Source organism: Novosphingobium sp. SG754, assembly GCF_013149315.1.
Taxonomy (GTDB): domain Bacteria; phylum Pseudomonadota; class Alphaproteobacteria; order Sphingomonadales; family Sphingomonadaceae; genus Novosphingobium; species Novosphingobium capsulatum.
Genome location: NZ_JABGCC010000001.1, coordinates 659,734 through 675,674, shown reverse-complemented (window position 1 = coordinate 675,674; position 15,941 = coordinate 659,734). Strand labels below are relative to the sequence as shown.

General features: G+C 63.7%; 22 protein-coding genes. 3 read left to right on the top strand and 19 right to left on the bottom strand.

Annotation, left to right across the window (positions count from 1 at the left end; translation table 11 throughout):
* Nucleotides 1–28 precede the first annotated feature (28 nt).
* The 15 genes from rpsQ to rpsL all read right to left on the bottom strand — a co-directional run bounded on the left by rpsQ (nt 29) and on the right by rpsL (nt 10,039).
* Nucleotides 29–298: a 30S ribosomal protein S17 gene (rpsQ, locus tag FHW97_RS03130; protein ID WP_022675054.1), complete on the bottom strand. Its 270-nt coding sequence runs from the start codon at nt 296–298 to the stop codon at nt 29–31.
* An 11-nt stretch (nt 299–309) separates the two neighbouring features.
* Nucleotides 310–516 (bottom strand): 50S ribosomal protein L29, encoded by a 207-nt coding sequence (gene rpmC / locus FHW97_RS03125; RefSeq protein ID WP_022675055.1) that lies wholly within the window; start codon nt 514–516, stop codon nt 310–312.
* A 9-nt stretch (nt 517–525) separates the two neighbouring features.
* A complete protein-coding gene (rplP, locus tag FHW97_RS03120; protein ID WP_022675056.1) occupies nt 526–960 on the bottom strand; it encodes a 50S ribosomal protein L16 in 435 nt (144 codons plus the stop codon).
* Nucleotides 961–982: 22 nt separating this feature from the next.
* Nucleotides 983–1,678: a 30S ribosomal protein S3 gene (gene rpsC, locus FHW97_RS03115; RefSeq protein WP_022675057.1), complete on the bottom strand. Its 696-nt coding sequence runs from the start codon at nt 1,676–1,678 to the stop codon at nt 983–985.
* Nucleotides 1,679–1,681: 3 nt separating this feature from the next.
* Nucleotides 1,682–2,059, bottom strand: coding sequence for a 50S ribosomal protein L22 (gene rplV, locus FHW97_RS03110; protein ID WP_022675058.1), 378 nt, complete (start codon nt 2,057–2,059; stop codon nt 1,682–1,684).
* Nucleotides 2,059–2,337, bottom strand: coding sequence for a 30S ribosomal protein S19 (gene rpsS / locus FHW97_RS03105; RefSeq protein WP_022675059.1), 279 nt, complete (start codon nt 2,335–2,337; stop codon nt 2,059–2,061). Before rpsS ends, rplV begins: the two co-directional genes overlap by 1 nt.
* A gap of 6 nt (nt 2,338–2,343) precedes the next feature.
* The gene (gene rplB / locus FHW97_RS03100) at nt 2,344–3,180 is read right to left on the bottom strand and encodes a 50S ribosomal protein L2 (RefSeq protein ID WP_022675060.1); all 837 of its coding nucleotides are present in this window, start codon (nt 3,178–3,180) and stop codon (nt 2,344–2,346) included.
* A gap of 16 nt (nt 3,181–3,196) precedes the next feature.
* Nucleotides 3,197–3,502, bottom strand: coding sequence for a 50S ribosomal protein L23 (locus FHW97_RS03095; protein WP_022675061.1), 306 nt, complete (start codon nt 3,500–3,502; stop codon nt 3,197–3,199).
* Complete coding sequence (rplD, locus tag FHW97_RS03090; protein WP_022675062.1) at nt 3,495–4,118, bottom strand: 50S ribosomal protein L4; 624 nt, start codon at nt 4,116–4,118, stop codon at nt 3,495–3,497. The genes FHW97_RS03095 and rplD overlap by 8 nt, the downstream gene beginning before the upstream one ends.
* A 3-nt stretch (nt 4,119–4,121) precedes the next feature.
* Nucleotides 4,122–4,847 (bottom strand): 50S ribosomal protein L3, encoded by a 726-nt coding sequence (rplC, locus tag FHW97_RS03085; RefSeq protein ID WP_022675063.1) that lies wholly within the window; start codon nt 4,845–4,847, stop codon nt 4,122–4,124.
* A 329-nt stretch (nt 4,848–5,176) separates the two neighbouring features.
* Complete coding sequence (rpsJ, locus tag FHW97_RS03080; RefSeq protein WP_011444906.1) at nt 5,177–5,488, bottom strand: 30S ribosomal protein S10; 312 nt, start codon at nt 5,486–5,488, stop codon at nt 5,177–5,179.
* Nucleotides 5,489–5,634: 146 nt separating this feature from the next.
* Entirely contained in the window at nt 5,635–6,825 is a 1,191-nt protein-coding gene (gene tuf, locus FHW97_RS03075; RefSeq protein WP_022675064.1) for an elongation factor Tu, read from the bottom strand.
* 89 nt (nt 6,826–6,914) lie between these two features.
* Nucleotides 6,915–8,987, bottom strand: a complete 2,073-nt coding sequence (fusA, locus tag FHW97_RS03070) for an elongation factor G (protein WP_028657518.1) — start codon at nt 8,985–8,987, stop codon at nt 6,915–6,917.
* Nucleotides 8,988–9,091: 104 nt separating this feature from the next.
* Nucleotides 9,092–9,562: a 30S ribosomal protein S7 gene (gene rpsG / locus FHW97_RS03065; RefSeq protein WP_022675066.1), complete on the bottom strand. Its 471-nt coding sequence runs from the start codon at nt 9,560–9,562 to the stop codon at nt 9,092–9,094.
* A gap of 105 nt (nt 9,563–9,667) precedes the next feature.
* Nucleotides 9,668–10,039, bottom strand: a complete 372-nt coding sequence (gene rpsL / locus FHW97_RS03060) for a 30S ribosomal protein S12 (protein ID WP_022675067.1) — start codon at nt 10,037–10,039, stop codon at nt 9,668–9,670.
* Between the two features lie 519 nt (nt 10,040–10,558).
* Here rpsL and FHW97_RS03055 point away from each other — a divergent pair.
* A complete protein-coding gene (locus FHW97_RS03055; protein ID WP_168351687.1) occupies nt 10,559–11,242 on the top strand; it encodes an energy transducer TonB in 684 nt (227 codons plus the stop codon).
* A gap of 78 nt (nt 11,243–11,320) precedes the next feature.
* On the opposite strand, the gene FHW97_RS03050 is transcribed toward FHW97_RS03055, so the two are convergent.
* The 4 genes from FHW97_RS03050 to FHW97_RS03035 form a co-directional block, all read right to left on the bottom strand.
* Nucleotides 11,321–11,806 carry a winged helix DNA-binding protein gene (locus FHW97_RS03050; RefSeq protein ID WP_370525281.1) on the bottom strand — a complete coding sequence of 162 codons (486 nt, stop codon included), beginning with the start codon at nt 11,804–11,806 and terminating at the stop codon, nt 11,321–11,323.
* 91 nt (nt 11,807–11,897) lie between these two features.
* Entirely contained in the window at nt 11,898–12,344 is a 447-nt protein-coding gene (locus FHW97_RS03045) for a hypothetical protein (protein ID WP_022675070.1), read from the bottom strand.
* A gap of 38 nt (nt 12,345–12,382) precedes the next feature.
* Nucleotides 12,383–12,781 (bottom strand): hypothetical protein, encoded by a 399-nt coding sequence (locus FHW97_RS03040; RefSeq protein WP_231627512.1) that lies wholly within the window; start codon nt 12,779–12,781, stop codon nt 12,383–12,385.
* Nucleotides 12,782–12,847: 66 nt separating this feature from the next.
* On the bottom strand, nt 12,848–13,396 hold the full coding sequence (locus tag FHW97_RS03035; protein WP_054130543.1) for a helix-turn-helix transcriptional regulator: 549 nt from the start codon (nt 13,394–13,396) through the stop codon (nt 12,848–12,850).
* Nucleotides 13,397–13,649: 253 nt separating this feature from the next.
* On the opposite strand from FHW97_RS03035, the gene FHW97_RS03030 reads away from it, so the two are divergent.
* Nucleotides 13,650–15,296: a sensor histidine kinase gene (locus tag FHW97_RS03030; RefSeq protein ID WP_171797939.1), complete on the top strand. Its 1,647-nt coding sequence runs from the start codon at nt 13,650–13,652 to the stop codon at nt 15,294–15,296.
* Nucleotides 15,297–15,309: 13 nt separating this feature from the next.
* Nucleotides 15,310–15,936: a response regulator transcription factor gene (locus FHW97_RS03025; protein ID WP_022674799.1), complete on the top strand. Its 627-nt coding sequence runs from the start codon at nt 15,310–15,312 to the stop codon at nt 15,934–15,936.
* The last annotated feature ends 5 nt before the right edge of the window (nt 15,937–15,941 follow it).

Here is a 15,941-nt window from a genome sequence, read left to right as displayed (position 1 = left end):
CTCCCTAAGACCGAGAACGGACGTTTTGTCAAACGTCCGCTTCGATCGCGGCGGTCTTCCCAGCCAGAACCCGGTCGATAACCTTCCAGGTCTTGAGCTTGGAGTACGGCGAGGTCTCTTCGATCCGCACCGTCTCGCCGGTCTTGAAGGCATTCGCCTCATCGTGGGCGTGATACTTCTTCGAGCGACGGATGATCTTCCCGTACAGCGGGTGCTTCACCTTGCGCTCGACCTTCACGACCACGGTCTTGTCGGTCTTGTCGGAAACCACGGTCCCGATCAGGATACGCTTGGGCATCGTGTGTCTCCTTAAGCCTTGGCAGTGCGAGCACGCTCGCCCTGCAAGGTCTTGATCCGCGCGATGTCGCGGCGCACTTCCTTGATGCGCGCCGGACGCTCCAGCTGGCTGGTCGCCGCCTGGAAGCGCAGGTTGAACTGTTCGCGCTTCAGCTCGGCGAGGTCAGCAGTAAGCTGGTCGTCGCTCTTGACGCGGAGGTCTTCGAACTTAGCCATCATTCCTACTCCTTACTCGCCACCAAGGTGCGAGGTATCGCCGAGGCGAGCCACAACCTTGGTCTTGATCGGCAGCTTCATCGCAGCGCGGCTGAAAGCTTCGGCGGCCAGAGGGCCGGCGACGCCGTCGAGCTCGAACAGGATCTTGCCGGGCTTCACGCGGGCAGCCCAGTATTCCACCGAACCCTTGCCCTTACCCTGACGGACTTCTGCCGGCTTCTTGGTCACCGGAAGGTCAGGGAAGATGCGGATCCAGAGACGGCCCTGGCGCTTGATGTGGCGGGTGATCGCGCGGCGAGCCGCTTCGATCTGACGAGCGGTGACCCGCTCCGGTTCCATGGCCTTGAGGCCATAGGAGCCGAAGTTGAGGTCGGTGCCGCCCTTGGCGTTGCCGTGGAGACGGCCCTTGAACGCCTTGCGGAACTTGGTCTTCTTGGGTTGCAGCATGGTGCTAGCCTATCCTCAAGCCTCAGCGCGCCGGACGGACGCCAGAGGTCTGTGCCTCAAGCATCAGGCGGTCCTGCGCCAGCGGGTCATGACCCAGGATCTCGCCCTTGAAGATCCAGGTCTTGATGCCGATCACGCCGTAGGCGGTGTGGGCTTCGGCTTCGGCGTAGTCGATGTGCGCGCGCAGGGTGTGCAGCGGAACGCGACCTTCACGGTACCATTCGACGCGGGCGATTTCCGCCCCGCCGAGACGGCCACCGCAGGTGATCTTGATGCCTTCGGCACCAAGACGCAGCGCCGACTGAACAGCGCGCTTCATCGCACGGCGGAACGCCACGCGACGGACGAGCTGGTCGGCAATGCCCTGGGCAACGAGCTTGGCATCGATTTCCGGCTTGCGGATTTCAACGATGTTCAGCTTCACGTCGCTGTTGGTCAGCTTGGCAAGCTTGGCGCGGAGCTTTTCAATGTCCGCACCCTTCTTGCCGATGATCACACCCGGACGGGCCGCGTAGATCGAGATGCGGCACAGCTTGGCCGGACGCTCGATCACCACCTTCGAGATCGCTGCCTGCGGCAGGCTCTCGACGATGAACTTGCGGATCTGAAGGTCTTCCTTCAGCAGCTGCTGGTAGTTGCGCCCTTCGGCGTACCAGCGGCTGTCCCAGGTGCGGTTGATCTGCAGACGCAGACCGATGGGGTTCGACTTGTGACCCATGGTTCAGGCCTCCTCGACTTCACGGACGACGATCCGAAGGCGCGAGAACGGCTTCAGGATGCGGGTCGACTTGCCACGACCACGGGTGTGGAAGCGCTTCATCGTGATCGACTTGCCAACCGAGGCTTCCGCCACGACGAGCGCGTCGACGTCCAGGTTGTGGTTGTTTTCCGCGTTGGCGATCGCCGAAGCGAGCACCTTGCGGGCGTCAACCGCCATGGCCTTCTTCGAGAAGGACAGGACATTGAGGGCGTCTTCAGCCTTCATGCCGCGGATCAGGGCAGCAACCAGGTTGAGCTTCTGGGCCGAACCACGAATGTTCGTGTTGACGGCCAGAGCTTCCTTGTCACCGACCCGGCGGGGAGCAGCAGACTTGCTCATCAGCGCTTACCCTTCTTGTCAGCGGCGTGGCCGGGGAAGTTGCGCGTCGGCGCAAATTCACCAAGCTTGTGGCCGACCATCTCTTCGCTCACGGAGACGGGGATGAACTTCTGCCCGTTGTAGACGTTGAACGTCAGACCAACGAACTGCGGGATGATGGTCGAACGACGCGACCAGGTCTTGATGGGGCCAGCGCGGCTGCCAGCATCCTGGGCCACTTCGGCCTTCTTCAGGAGGTGCAGGTCGACGAAGGGGCCCTTCCAGACGGAACGTGCCATGGGGTCTTACCTCTTCTTCTTCGCGTGGCGCGAACGAATGATGAACTTGTCCGTCTTCTTGTTGTGACGGGTGCGGGCGCCCTTGGTCGGCTTGCCCCACGGAGTGACCGGATGACGGCCACCCGAGGTGCGGCCTTCACCACCACCGTGCGGGTGGTCGACCGGGTTCTTTGCCACACCGCGCGTCAACGGACGACGGCCAAGCCAGCGGTTACGACCGGCCTTGGCAAGATTCTGGTTCGAGTTGTCGGGGTTAGACACGGCGCCGACGGTGCCCATGCAGTCGCCACGCAGGTAGCGCTGCTCGCCCGAGTTCAGGCGAACGATCACCATGCCGCGGTCACGACCGACGAGCTGGACGTAGGTACCGGCCGAACGGGCGATCTGACCGCCCTTGCCCGGCTTCATTTCCACGTTGTGGATGATGGTACCAACCGGCATCTGCGACAGGAGCATCGCATTGCCAGGCTTCACGTCGGTCTTCTCACCGGCAACCACCACGTCGCCCACGGCCAGGCGCTGCGGCGCCAGGATGTAGGCCTGCTCACCGTCTTCGTACGTGACGAGGGCGATGAACGCGGTGCGGTTGGGATCGTATTCCAGACGCTCGACAGTGGCCGGCATGTCCCACTTACGACGCTTGAAGTCGATGAAGCGGTACTTCTGCTTGTGGCCGCCCGCGATACCGCGGCTGGTCACGTGGCCCTTGTTGTTGCGGCCGCCGGTCTTGCTCTTGCCTTCGGTCAAAGCCTTGACAGGCTTGCCCTTCCACAGAGCCGACTTGTCGACGAGGACCAGGCCGCGGCGTGCGGGGCTGGTCGGGTTATAGCTCTTGAGTGCCATGGTCTATGCCTTCGCCTCAGATACCGCTGGTGACGTCGATCGACTGGCCCGCGGCCAGGGTCACGACGGCCTTCTTGACGTCGGTGCGCTTGTAGGGCTTGCCCTTCCAGCGCTTGGTCTTCCCCTTCTGGGTCAGCGTGTTCACCTTGGTGACCGTGACATTGAAGAGAGCTTCCACCGCCGCCTTGATCTCCGGCTTGGTCGCCTTTTCGGCAACCTTGAAGACCACGGCATTGTTTTCGCTCAGCAGCGTCGCCTTTTCGGTGATGTGGGGAGCCACGATCACGTCATAGTGACGCGTGTCGATTGCGTCCTTAGCCATTGAAACGCGCCTCCAGCTTCTCGACCGCGGCGCGCGTCAGCACCAGCGTATCATGCTTCAGGATGTCGTAGACGTTGGCGCCGATGGCGGGGAGCACGTTGACGCCGACGATGTTGCGGGCAGCGCGGGCAAAGCCCTCGTTGACCTGCTCACCATCCACGACGAGCACCTTCTTGCCGAAGCCGGCCTTGGCCAGTGTACCGGCCAGCGCCTTGGTCTTGGCATCGGTCAGTTCCAGGCTGTCGATCACGACCAGGCCGTTCTGGGCCTTGGACGAGAGCGCCATCTTGAGACCGAGAGCGCGCACCTTCTTGTTCAGCGAAACGCTGAAGTCACGAACGCGCGGACCATGGGCCTTGCCACCGCCGATGAAGATCGGGGCCTTGCGGTCGCCGTGACGAGCGGTACCACCACCCTTCTGACGGCCGAACTTCTTGCCGGTGCGGGCAACATCCGAACGCTCGCGAGCGCCACGGGCCGTGCCACGACGGTTTTCCAGCTGCCAGGTCACAACGCGGTGCAGGATGTCGGCGCGCGGTTCGAGACCGAACACGTCATCTGCGAGTTCCACGTCGCCGGCGGCCGAACCGTCCAGATTGAGGACTTGAACCTTCACGACTTAGCCCTCCTGGCCATCGGCGGCTTCGGGAGCGGCCTGTTCGTTGGTGTTGGCGGCCTTGAGACCGGCGGGATAAGGCGCCTGCGCGTGGCGATCGACCTTGACCGCGTCACGAACGAGCAGCCAGCCGTTCTTCGCGCCAGGGACCGAGCCCTTGACGAAGATCAGGCCGCGCGCATCGTCGGTGCGAACGATTTCGAGGTTCTGCTGGGTGCGCTGACGGTCGCCCATGTGGCCGGCCATCTTCTTGTTCTTGAAGACGCGACCCGGATCCTGGCGGTTACCGGTCGAACCGTGGGCACGGTGCGAGATCGACACGCCGTGCGTGGCGCGCATACCGCCGAAACCCCAACGCTTCATGGCGCCGGCAAAGCCCTTGCCCTGGGTGTGGCCGGTGATGTCCACGTACTGGCCAGCAACGAAGTGCGAAGCGGCGATGCTGGCACCGACATCGAGCAGCGCGTCATCAGCGACGCGGAACTCGGCGACCTGCATCTTCAGCGGCACTTCTGCCTTGGCGAAGTGCTCGCGCTGCGGCTTGGCAACGTTCTTCTGCTTGGCTTCGCCAGCACCCAGCTGAAGCGCGACGTAACCGTCACGTTCGGCAGTGCGGACCGAAACCACCTGGCAATCTTCAAGCGAAAGGACGGTGACCGGCACGTGCCGACCATCTTCCTGGAACAGGCGGGTCATACCCACCTTCTTCGCGATCACGCCGGTGCGCATGATCTCATACTCCTCACAGAGGCCTTCGAGGGCCCATCCCCCAAAGGCGTGTTCAGCCCGTATAAGAAGCATGCCCCGTCCGGGCTGAGTGCCCCTGCCTGAACAGGAGCGAACGGGGGACGCTTTCCCGACCCTTGGCGCCGCGCCCGAAGGCAGCGGCAGGAGGCCGGAGGTATCCCTTTTGTCGCGGCAGAACGAATTTTCCGCCAAGCCAGCCTCAGGGCCGGAAGAGATGATGGATCACAAGTGACCCAAAACTGGAAACCGATGAGGCTCGGTCAAGCCGCCCTGCCCGCCACGCATGTGGGGGCGGGGCCAGGGCGCTGGCATCAGGCCAGCTTGATCTCGACGTTCACGCCGGCAGCGAGGTCCAGCTTCATCAGCGCGTCGACAGTGGCAGCGTTGGGCTGCACGATGTCAAGCAGGCGCTTGTAGGTGCGGACTTCAAACTGTTCGCGCGACTTCTTGTCGATGTGCGGACCGCGGTTGACGCAGAACTTCTCGATGCGGGTCGGCAGCGGAATGGGACCACGAATCAGGGCGCCGGTGCGGCGGGCGGTGTCCGCGATTTCACCAGTGGCCTGGTCCAGTACGCGATGATCGAAGGCCTTAAGGCGAATGCGGATGTTCTGGGCTTCCATGTCCGTTTACCGATGCGAAAGAGCGAAAACAAAAACCAGCCGCCCTACCCTCTGATCCCCTCCCGATGGATGGGGAGAAAGCGGGGCGACTGATCAAAAAGACCGTCCGGCGGGAGAGCGAATCTCCCGCCGGTCCGGCGCCTATATTACTTCGTGATCTTGCTGACAACCCCCGAACCGACGGTCCGGCCGCCTTCGCGAATGGCGAAGCGAAGACCTTCGTCCATGGCGATCGGCGCGATCAGCTTGACCGACAGGGTGAGGTTGTCGCCCGGCATCACCATTTCGGTGCCTTCGGGGAGAACCACTTCACCGGTGACGTCGGTGGTGCGGAAGTAGAACTGCGGGCGGTAGTTGGCGAAGAACGGCGTGTGACGGCCACCTTCGTCCTTCGACAGCACGTAGACTTCGGCGGCGAATTCGGTGTGCGGCGTCACCGAACCGGGCTTGGCGAGAACCTGGCCACGCTCGACTTCTTCACGCTTGATGCCACGGATCAGGGCGCCGACGTTGTCGCCAGCTTCACCCTGGTCGAGCAGCTTGCGGAACATTTCCACGCCGGTGACGGTGGTCTTCTGGGTGTCCTTGAGGCCGATGATTTCGACTTCTTCACCCACCTTGACGATGCCGGTTTCGATACGGCCGGTCACCACGGTGCCGCGACCCGAGATCGAGAACACGTCTTCGACGGGCATCAGGAAGGGCTTGTCGGTCGGACGCGGCGGCTGCGGGATGTAGCTGTCGACAGCGGCCATCAGCTCGGTGATCGAGTTCTTGCCGATGTTGTCGTCGCGACCTTCGAGAGCGGCCAGAGCCGAACCCTTGACGATCGGAATATCGTCGCCCGGGAAGTCGTACGACGAGAGCAGTTCACGAACTTCCAGTTCGACGAGTTCGAGGATTTCCTCGTCGTCAACCTGGTCAACCTTGTTCATGTACACGACCAGAGCCGGCACGCCGACCTGGCGAGCGAGCAGGATGTGCTCGCGGGTCTGCGGCATCGGGCCGTCAGCAGCGTTCACGACCAGGATCGCGCCGTCCATCTGGGCGGCACCGGTGATCATGTTCTTCACATAGTCAGCGTGACCCGGGCAGTCGACGTGCGCGTAGTGACGGTTGGCAGTTTCATACTCGACGTGTGCGGTCGAGATGGTGATGCCGCGTTCGCGCTCTTCAGGAGCCTTGTCGATGTTCGCGTAGTCCGTGAACGTCGCGCCGCCGGTTTCGGCGAGGACCTTGGTGATCGCTGCGGTCAGCGTGGTCTTGCCATGGTCAACGTGACCGATGGTGCCGATGTTGCAGTGCGGCTTGTTCCGCTCAAACTTAGCCTTGGCCATTGTTCAAACCTTCTATTCGCTTGTCTGTGAATTCTGCGGGGTACGGCACCCGACGGAATCAGGCGCCGCCCCTAGCCTGATCAGAGTGATCAGGCAAGCTTCTCCTTGACCTCAGCCGCGACATTCGCCGGAACTTCGTCATAGTGAGAGAACTGCATGGTGTACTGCGCGCGACCCTGCGTGAAAGAACGCAGCTGGTTCACGTAGCCGAACATGTTCGCGAGCGGCACCATGGCGTCGACGACCTGGGCGTTGCCCCGGCTGTCGGTACCCTGGATCTGGCCACGACGCGAGTTCAAGTCGCCGATCACGTCACCCATGAATTCCTCAGGGGTCACGACCTCGACGCTCATGATCGGCTCGAGCAGCTTGATGCCCGACTTCTGGGCCGCTTCACGCATGGCACCGCGACCGGCGATTTCGAAGGCCAGGGCCGACGAGTCGACGTCGTGGTAAGCACCGTCGTAGAGCAGGATTTCGAAGTCGATGATCGGGAAGCCAACCAGCGAACCGGTGGCTGCCGTTTCGCGCATGCCCTTTTCAATCGCGGGGATATATTCCTTGGGAATATTACCGCCCTTGATTTCATCCTTGAAGATGATGCCCGAACCGCGTTCGCCCGGCGTGATCTTGACCTTCACGCGGCCGAACTGACCGGTACCACCCGACTGCTTCTTGTGCGTGTAGTCGAGGTCCACCGGCTTGGCGAGGTATTCGCGGTAGGCCACCTGGGGCGCGCCCACGTTGGCTTCCACCTTGAATTCGCGACGCATGCGATCGACGATGATGTCGAGGTGCAGTTCGCCCATGCCCTTGATGATCGTCTGACCCGATTCGTGATCGGTCGAGACGCGGAACGAGGGATCTTCGGCAGACAGGCGATTGAGCGCGATGCCCATCTTTTCCTGGTCGGCCTTGGTCTTGGGCTCCACCGACAGTTCGATAACCGGCTCGGGGAATTCCATGCGTTCGAGCACGATCGGCGCGCGTTCGGCGCAGAGCGTGTCGCCCGTGGTGGTTTCCTTCATGCCGGCCAGCGCGATGATGTCGCCAGCGAACGCTTCGTCCACGTCCTTGCGGTCGTTGGCATGCATTTCGAGCATGCGGCCGACCTTTTCCTTCTTCTGCTTCACCGAGTTCAGGTAGGTGCCCTTGGTGAGCGTACCCGAATAGATGCGGATGAAGGTGAGCGAGCCGACGAACGGGTCGTTCATGACCTTGAACGCCAGAGCCGAGAACGGCGCGTCGTCCTTGGGCGGACGGCTGTCCTTCTCGTCGCTGTCGACCTTGACGCCCTGGACGTCTTCAATGTCGAGCGGCGAAGGCAGGTAGTCGACCACGGCGTCGAGCAGGGGCTGCACGCCCTTGTTCTTGAACGCCGAGCCGCAGCACACCGGCACGAACGAGTGGTTCAGCGTGCCCTTGCGGATCAGCTTCTTGAGCGTTTCGGCGTCGGGCTCGTTGCCTTCGAGATAGGCTTCCATCGCCTCGTCGTCCTGTTCGACGGCGAGTTCGATCAGTTCCGAACGGTAGATCGCGGCTTCGTCAGCCAGGTCAGCCGGGATTTCTTCGTAGAAGAATTCGGCGCCGAGCGATTCGTCCTTCCAGATGATCGCGCGGTTATTGACCAGGTCGACCAGGCCCTTCAGATCGGCTTCGAGACCGATCGGAATGTAGAGCACGGCAGGCTTGGCACCGAGGCGGTCGATGATCGACTGCACGCAGTACTTGAAGTTGGCGCCGGTGCGGTCGAGCTTGTTGATGAAGCACATGCGCGGCACGCCGTACTTGTCAGCCTGGCGCCACACGGTTTCCGACTGCGGCTCAACGCCGGCCACGCCGTCGAAGCACGCAACCGCACCGTCGAGCACGCGCAGCGAACGTTCGACTTCGATGGTGAAGTCGACGTGGCCGGGGGTGTCGATGATGTTGATGCGGTGGTCGTTCCAGAAGCAGGTCGTCGCGGCCGACGTGATCGTGATGCCGCGTTCCTGTTCCTGTTCCATCCAGTCCATCGTCGCAGCGCCGTCGTGCACTTCGCCGATCTTGTAGGACTTGCCGGTGTAGTAAAGGATGCGCTCGGTCGTCGTCGTCTTGCCGGCGTCGATGTGCGCCATGATACCGATGTTGCGGTAACGCTCGAGCGGATGGCTGCGGGCCATGGTGTGTTCCTTGGGTTCGGGAAGGGCCGGATTGCTCCAGCCCACCCCATATGGTTACTGCTGTGACCGTTTGAAGACGGCCACGTGACCAGTTTTTCGGAAGCTTACCAGCGGTAGTGGCTGAACGCGCGGTTGGCGTCGGCCATGCGGTGGGTGTCTTCGCGCTTCTTCACGGCGTTGCCACGGTTGTTGGCGGCATCCAGCAGTTCAGCCGACAGGCGGGCCGACATGGTGGTTTCCGAACGGTTGCGGGCGGCCGTGATCAGCCAGCGAATCGCCAGGGCCTGGGCGCGCTCGGGGCGCACTTCCACGGGAACCTGGTAGGTGGCACCACCAACGCGGCGCGAACGCACTTCGATGTGCGGCTTCACGTTGTTCAGCGCATCGTGGAACAGCTGAACCGGGTCAGCCTTGGCACGGGTCTGCATGGTGTCGAGAGCGCCATAGACGATGCTTTCGGCAACCGACTTCTTACCATCGAGCATGAGGTTGTTCATGAACTTCGACAGAACCTGATCACCGAACTTCGGATCGGGCAGGATGACCCGCTTTTCCGGACGACGACGACGTGACATGTTGAATTCCTTCTGATCGGGCCAGCTTCAAGGCCAGCCGCTCATTCCGGCAAGGCAGCCTGGCGGAGCATCACCTGCCCCCACCAGCCGCGCTTGCGGCCACCATTACTTCGGACGCTTGGCGCCGTACTTCGAACGGCTCTGCTTGCGGTCCTTGACGCCCTGCGTGTCGAGCACGCCGCGCAGCACGTGGTAGCGCACGCCGGGAAGGTCGCGCACACGGCCGCCGCGGATCAGCACCACGGAGTGTTCCTGCAGGTTGTGGCCTTCGCCGGGAATGTACGAAATGACTTCGCGGCTGTTGGTCAGACGGATCTTGGCGACCTTGCGGAGAGCCGAGTTCGGCTTCTTCGGGGTGGTCGTGTAGACGCGGGTGCAAACGCCGCGCTTCTGCGGGTTCTGCTCCATCGCAGGGACCTTGCTCTTGGCCTTCTGCGGGACGCGACCCTTGCGGATCAGCTGGTTGATCGTAGGCATGAAGTACTCTTCACCTTGGTTATGGCAACGCCGGAACAGGTGAAGGAAAGACGCCTCATGCAATGGGTCGGCACTGCGCAGCACGAGGCCGCAGCGCATGACGCATCGAATGAGCCGAAAACACTCCACCCAGGCCAACGGCACCGGGTTACTTTGACGGCTGGCATCCCGGCAGGCGCCCTTGCCGATTCGGCAAGATCCAACCCAAAGGGAAAAGGGCCACCCATGGCGGATTACCGCCACTTGCAGCCCCATGCGCACCGGCAATGTTCAGCTCTTTAACTGGCCGGCAGCACGCAAATGCATACCGGAACGAGTGCGCCCCTACGCCAAAGGGCCGATCCGGTCAAGGCAGGCGCCACGACGCAATTACTACCAGCGCGGTTGAGATTTCACTTTGTCACAACGAGGCATGTGATACCATCACCCTTGCAACGCCCGCCCCACGCGCTTGGAGCGCGCAGGCGTTGCCCGGCAGGCACAATCAGGCCGCCGGTACATGGCTGAGAGGAGAAACGCATGGCTTACGTCGATCAGACTGCCCGTCGTCCTTCGCTGCGCATCGGCCTTGCGGTCGGCCTGCTCCATCTGGGGGTGGGCGCCGCACTCCTCACCACGTTCGCGGGCGGCGCGATTACCGCGGTGATCCACCACACCTTACAGGGGAACAACTGGACCTATGTGCCACCCCCGCCGCCGAAACCAGCCCCAACGCCCGAGCGCAAGCCACCGCCAACCGCGCCCACGCATATCGACACCACGCCGCCGGTCATCGACAAGCTGGCCCCGGCCAATCCGCTGCCCCAAACTGGCCCGAGTACGCTGCCGCAGATCGACGACGGACCCGTGGTGATCCGGCCAACCGAGCCGTTCTTCCCGCCGCCGCCCGAACCGCAGCCCCAGGCCACCCCACAGCGCGCCACACCCAAGGGCAATCCCGGCGACTGGGTCACGCGCAACGATTATCCTGGCCAGGCGGTGCGCGAGGGCTGGACCGGCGTAACCCGGTTTCGGCTAACGATCGGCCGCGACGGGCGCGTCGCCGATTGCGCGATCACCGCCAGCAGCGGGCACGATCTGCTGGACGCTACGGCCTGCGCACGCATCGCCAGCCGTGCGCGGTTCGCCGTCGCTACCGATGCTAGTGGTGCGGCCACCACGGGCATCTACCTCGGCTCGATCCGCTGGGAGCTGGATGAATAGGGCCTAGCCCTTAGGCAGCAAAGCCCGGCTGCAAGCAGCCGGGCTTTGCTACACGCCTGCCAGACATCAGCCTGGTCTTCAGTCAGCAGTCATTTCAAAGGAAAAGGCCGGCGCCGGGCGTGGCTGGTCAGTTGCGAGCGTGGACTGCGCGACTGCACCCATCGCTGCCTGCCAGTTGAGCATGAGATCGGTCATCGCCGCCAGGCCGCGCGCGGTCAGGCACACGAACGTGCGCCGGCCATCGCGACCATCGTCCTCGCGCTCCACCAGGCCGCGCGCTTCCAGGATGCGCAGCCAGCGCAGCGCCGTGGTGGGCGGAACGTTGGCGCCGATACAGGCGCTGGTCGTGGGCACGCGGCGCGCCTCTGCCGCGGCGATGAACAGGTCGAGCAGGATATCCCAGGTTGGCTCGCCAAACAGGTCTGCCGCCAGGAACCGTTCGCGCCGCCGCCGCGCGGCATAGACTTCGCGAGCCATCGCCAGCGCTGGCGCCGGGATGGCCGGGCGCGGCACACCGGCAGTGGGTGCTGCTGCTGCCATGATCTGCTCGTTTCGAAAGGTCATGCCCTGCACTCCATCACTTCGGCGCGCGGCGGCTCGCATCGATCGCACCGTCATGCCGCCCTCCCCGCTGGAGTCAGCATGGCTGCAGCGATCAGGTCAGCCGCCAGCCATGATAGTCGCCCAGCCGGCGCGCGCGGTGCATGTGCGCGGCCGTGCCAAAGATCAGCAGCAGCAGTTGCAACGAGAAGGGAACCTGCGTCATCACCCAGTACGCCTTGCGCACCATGGCCAGCTCCCACAACTTGGCGGCGTGGCCGAGCACGACCAGCGCCTGCGCCGCGCTGACGGCCAATGGCCAGGCGCGGTTGGCGCGCAAGGCCACCCACAGCAGGACGATGAACGCCCAAAGATCGATCACCAGGTGACCGGGATTGACCGCAAACCATGCGGGATCTCCGAAGATTGCGTGGTTGGCAACGTCGAGCGCGAATGTCGCGAGCAGGATCGCCGCCACCGACTGTTCAGGTTCGCCGCCCTTGCGGGCGGCGAACAGAACGGCGCAGGCCAGGAGAATGCGAGGTAGCCAGAGCGAGAGCATCGGCCGTCACATCCTCCATACCCATGCCGGAGACAAGGTCAGGCTGCGTGCGCCAGGGGCGCCATCACCCCACCGGACGCATCGGCCGGATCGACCAGCGTCGCGGTCTTGGGGCATTCGTCATTGCCGCCCATGGTTTCGGCCGCAATGGCACTGAGCCGGCCGTGCACGCGCGCCAATTCGCCACCCGCATCGACCATCGCCTGCTGGCTCTTGAGCAGGCGCATCAGCGCATCCTGCCCGAGGAACGGCGGCAGCCCCGCCTCACGCCGCGCAGACACCATCGAAGAAAGCAGGTTGGCCTGGCGGATCAGCGCCTCGTCCAGCGCCGCTTCCGCCTCGTGCAGATCGCGGGTTACGCGCAGTTGCGCAACCGCCGGCGTCATCGCGCCAGCCACCGCGGCCCGAACCGTATTGTTGTGCTTGGTATTGGTCATCGTCATCTGCCTCCACACGACACCACCGGTGCCGTCCCCATGTTGATGCGGAGGAGATCCGACAGGTTAACGATCCACGATCCTGGACAACTGCGAGAACATCGTCAGCCCACCCAGGACGGTGAGGATCAGGACCATCGCGATAAGGGCCGTTGCCCCCAGTCGCATCAGCGTCCCGTAAGGTCCGTCGAACATCTCCGGAAGGACACGATGATACCCTTGGTCCATGGTGGCGGACGCTTGCGTGGTGGGATGATCCCCATCATCGCCACCTTCGTCTACCGGGGCTTCGGGCTCGTCTTGTCCTTCGCTGTCCTTGTGCGTCGGAATGATGACCTTGGCGACATCCTGCGAACCATATACGGGTTTTACGGATACCCTGGCAGACCCGGTTTCTTCCAGCAAAAGCCTATATGCCTGAGCCACTTCGCTACGCGAGGTGACGCCCAGCTTGCCCCGTGCCAGCAGAATGCGCTGATCGACCGTATAGGGCGAGATACCCAGTATCCGGGATATCTCCTTCGAGGTCTTGTGCTGGATCAGAAGGTTCAGCACCTCACGCTGCTTGGCCGTCAACGCATCAAGCGGCGAGGAAGAGGAAGGCGATCCGGTCATGACTTGCCTCCCATCCTATCCGCAGCGCCAAGTGCATGCCAGCCCGCAACCCACAAGCTGCGAATCAGCGCCGGGTCAAGTCGGTGCCCCGTATCGGTATTCATGAACCGGCAAGCATGGTCGATGGCATAGCCCCCTGTAACAATGGTTAACGTAAAAGCCCACCCGCCGGGAGCGCAATCCGATTGCATATCCGCGATGGGCGCCACATATCCTTTTCCATAGGGAGACCGCAGGCTTGGAGATCCGTCACATGTACGCGCGGCGCAGCGGCAAGGTATTGGCGTTGTGCCGGCTGACGATGGCCGCGATGTTCATGGCCGGCATCGTGTTCTCTCCCGATGTGGCGCTGCGCAATCCCGGCATCACCCGGATACTGGCTGGTGGCTATGTCTTCTGGGTCATCATCCTCGCCTGCGCGGCCTGGACGGATTGGTGGTATGATTGCCGCCTGGCCCCGGCCGCGCAGGTGATCGATTTCGTGGCATTTGCCGGCGCGATCTATTTTACCGAGCGCCCGCAAGGCGTGCTGACCGGGCCGTTTCTGGTGTTCGGCACGTTTCTGCTGCTGGTTGCCCTGGTGCGCTGGGGCACGATCGGCGTGGCGACGACCGGCATGGGCCTGTTCTTTGCCGCGATCGTGCCGGCCGGGATGCTGACGCTTGGCGGGGCCGCCCCCGATCCGCTGCGCTTCGTGCGTGGGCTGATCTGCATGGTCGTGGTGTCGATGCTGATGCTGTGGCTGGCCAGCCGCCAGCGCGGGCGGCGCGTGGTGACCCTGCCCGAACCAGCCGGCCCTCCCGGCGCGCGCCGCAACCGCGTGTTGGCCAGCGCCTTGCGCCAGGCCTGCCTCACCATGGGGGCACGCGGCGCGGCCCTTGCGGTGGCCTGGGGTGACGAGCCCTGGATCGATCTGCTGATCGAGGACGATGGCCGCGTCACGAGCGAGCGCCAGGGCCCGAGCGCCCTGTCCACGGCCCTGGCCATGCCTGCCCCCCCCACCCTGTTCGATCGCCAGCGCGCGCGCCGCATCGGCCTGCCGGCGGAGCACCAGTTGGTAATCGAGCGCAGCACTGCCGCCATTCCGCTGGCCGAGATCTGTGGCGTCAACGAAGGCATTCTTGCCACGTTCAGTTCTGTTTCGAGCCAGGGGCAACTGCTGGTCTGGGGCATTCCCGCCATGGCGGTGGACGACCTGCCGTGGATGAGCGCCCTGGTGCGCGAGATCGGCCTGGCGCTCGACCGCGAGGAAATGGCCACCCTGGCCAAGAGCTCTGCCGTGGCCGAAGTGCGCAATGCCCTGGCGCGCGACCTGCACGACAGTGTGGTACAGTTCCTGGCCGGCACGATGTTCCGGCTCGAAGCGCTGCGTCGCCGCCTGCGCGACGGCAAGGACCCTGAGGGCGAAATCGTGGCGATGAAGGAAGCGCTGCGCCGCGAGCAGGCGCAGTTGCGCGTGATGATCGACCGCCTGCGCCGCGGCGAGGACGGTGATCGCGCTGCCGACGTGACCGAGGAATTGCGCAGCCTGGTCGAGGAAATGTCGGCCCACTGGCGCGTCCAGATCCGCTTTGACGGACAGACCGGCCCGCTGCCGGTGCCTATCCATCTTGCCTATGAATTGCGACAAATGGTGCGCGAGGCTGTTGCCAATGCCGCCCGACATGGCCAGTGCAGCGAAGTGATGATTTCGCTCGACCACGACGGGTCCACCCTGACCGTTACGATTGCAGACGACGGGGTTGGCTTTCCAGGGGCGGGCCAGTTGTGCCAGCCGCGCTCGATCACCGAGCGCGTGGCGGCACTGGGTGGCCGTGTGCGCATCGCCGAACATTCCAACAACCATCTGCGCCCGGGCGCCCGCCTCGATATCGAAGTGCCCACCCGCATCAATGCATGACAGGCCTGAAGGCATGACCACGATCCTTGTTGCTGACGACCACGGCTTTATCCGCGCCGGCGTTGCCGCCGTGCTGCGCGACAGCCGCTTCAAAGTGGTCGCCGCCACGGCCAGCGGCGAGGAAACGCTGGACGCGATCGCCACCCACGATCCCGAAATCGTCGTGCTGGATATCAACATGCCCGGCATGAACGGGGTCCAGGTGCTCGAAACGCTGCGGGCCCGGGGCGATCGGCGGCGGGTCGTGCTGCTGACTGCCGAACTGACCGATCGCAATCTGCTGGCGGTGATGCGCGCGGGCGTCGAGGGCATCGTCTCCAAGGATGGCGCCGGCGATGAACTGATCGATGTGCTGGCCAAGGTGGAGGAAGGCGAACGGGCCATTTCGGCAGACCTTCTGCAGCGCGCGCTTGACCTGTCGCTTCATCCCGAGGGCACCGGGCCGCTCGATCGCCTGAACCCACGCGAGCGGCGCATCGCCCGCCTGGTGGCGCGCGGCATGCGCAATCGCGATATCGGCGCGGAACTGAATATCGGCGAAGGCACCGTGAAGGTTTACCTTCACGCCATGTACCAGAAGCTGGGCATCGACAACCGCACCGAGCTGGCCCTCATGGCCGTCAACGATATGGCAGACTAAGACCG

Coding starts and splice junctions, on each gene's coding strand:
- rpsQ (WP_022675054.1), bottom strand. CDS start 298: ATGCCCAAGCGTATCCTGATCGGGACCGTGGTTTCCGACAAGACCGAC.
- rpmC (WP_022675055.1), bottom strand. CDS start 516: ATGATGGCTAAGTTCGAAGACCTCCGCGTCAAGAGCGACGACCAGCTT.
- rplP (WP_022675056.1), bottom strand. CDS start 960: ATGCTGCAACCCAAGAAGACCAAGTTCCGCAAGGCGTTCAAGGGCCGT.
- rpsC (WP_022675057.1), bottom strand. CDS start 1,678: ATGGGTCACAAGTCGAACCCCATCGGTCTGCGTCTGCAGATCAACCGC.
- rplV (WP_022675058.1), bottom strand. CDS start 2,059: ATGAGCAAGTCTGCTGCTCCCCGCCGGGTCGGTGACAAGGAAGCTCTG.
- rpsS (WP_022675059.1), bottom strand. CDS start 2,337: ATGGCACGTTCCGTCTGGAAGGGCCCCTTCGTCGACCTGCACCTCCTG.
- rplB (WP_022675060.1), bottom strand. CDS start 3,180: ATGGCACTCAAGAGCTATAACCCGACCAGCCCCGCACGCCGCGGCCTG.
- FHW97_RS03095 (WP_022675061.1), bottom strand. CDS start 3,502: ATGGCTAAGGACGCAATCGACACGCGTCACTATGACGTGATCGTGGCT.
- rplC (WP_022675063.1), bottom strand. CDS start 4,847: ATGCGCACCGGCGTGATCGCGAAGAAGGTGGGTATGACCCGCCTGTTC.
- rpsJ (WP_011444906.1), bottom strand. CDS start 5,488: ATGGAAGCCCAGAACATCCGCATTCGCCTTAAGGCCTTCGATCATCGC.
- tuf (WP_022675064.1), bottom strand. CDS start 6,825: ATGGCCAAGGCTAAGTTTGAGCGGAACAAGCCGCACTGCAACATCGGC.
- fusA (WP_028657518.1), bottom strand. CDS start 8,987: ATGGCCCGCAGCCATCCGCTCGAGCGTTACCGCAACATCGGTATCATG.
- rpsG (WP_022675066.1), bottom strand. CDS start 9,562: ATGTCACGTCGTCGTCGTCCGGAAAAGCGGGTCATCCTGCCCGATCCG.
- rpsL (WP_022675067.1), bottom strand. CDS start 10,039: ATGCCTACGATCAACCAGCTGATCCGCAAGGGTCGCGTCCCGCAGAAG.
- FHW97_RS03055 (WP_168351687.1), top strand. CDS start 10,559: ATGGCTTACGTCGATCAGACTGCCCGTCGTCCTTCGCTGCGCATCGGC.
- FHW97_RS03050 (WP_370525281.1), bottom strand. CDS start 11,806: ATGACCTTTCGAAACGAGCAGATCATGGCAGCAGCAGCACCCACTGCC.
- FHW97_RS03045 (WP_022675070.1), bottom strand. CDS start 12,344: ATGCTCTCGCTCTGGCTACCTCGCATTCTCCTGGCCTGCGCCGTTCTG.
- FHW97_RS03040 (WP_231627512.1), bottom strand. CDS start 12,781: ATGACCAATACCAAGCACAACAATACGGTTCGGGCCGCGGTGGCTGGC.
- FHW97_RS03035 (WP_054130543.1), bottom strand. CDS start 13,396: ATGACCGGATCGCCTTCCTCTTCCTCGCCGCTTGATGCGTTGACGGCC.
- FHW97_RS03030 (WP_171797939.1), top strand. CDS start 13,650: ATGTACGCGCGGCGCAGCGGCAAGGTATTGGCGTTGTGCCGGCTGACG.
- FHW97_RS03025 (WP_022674799.1), top strand. CDS start 15,310: ATGACCACGATCCTTGTTGCTGACGACCACGGCTTTATCCGCGCCGGC.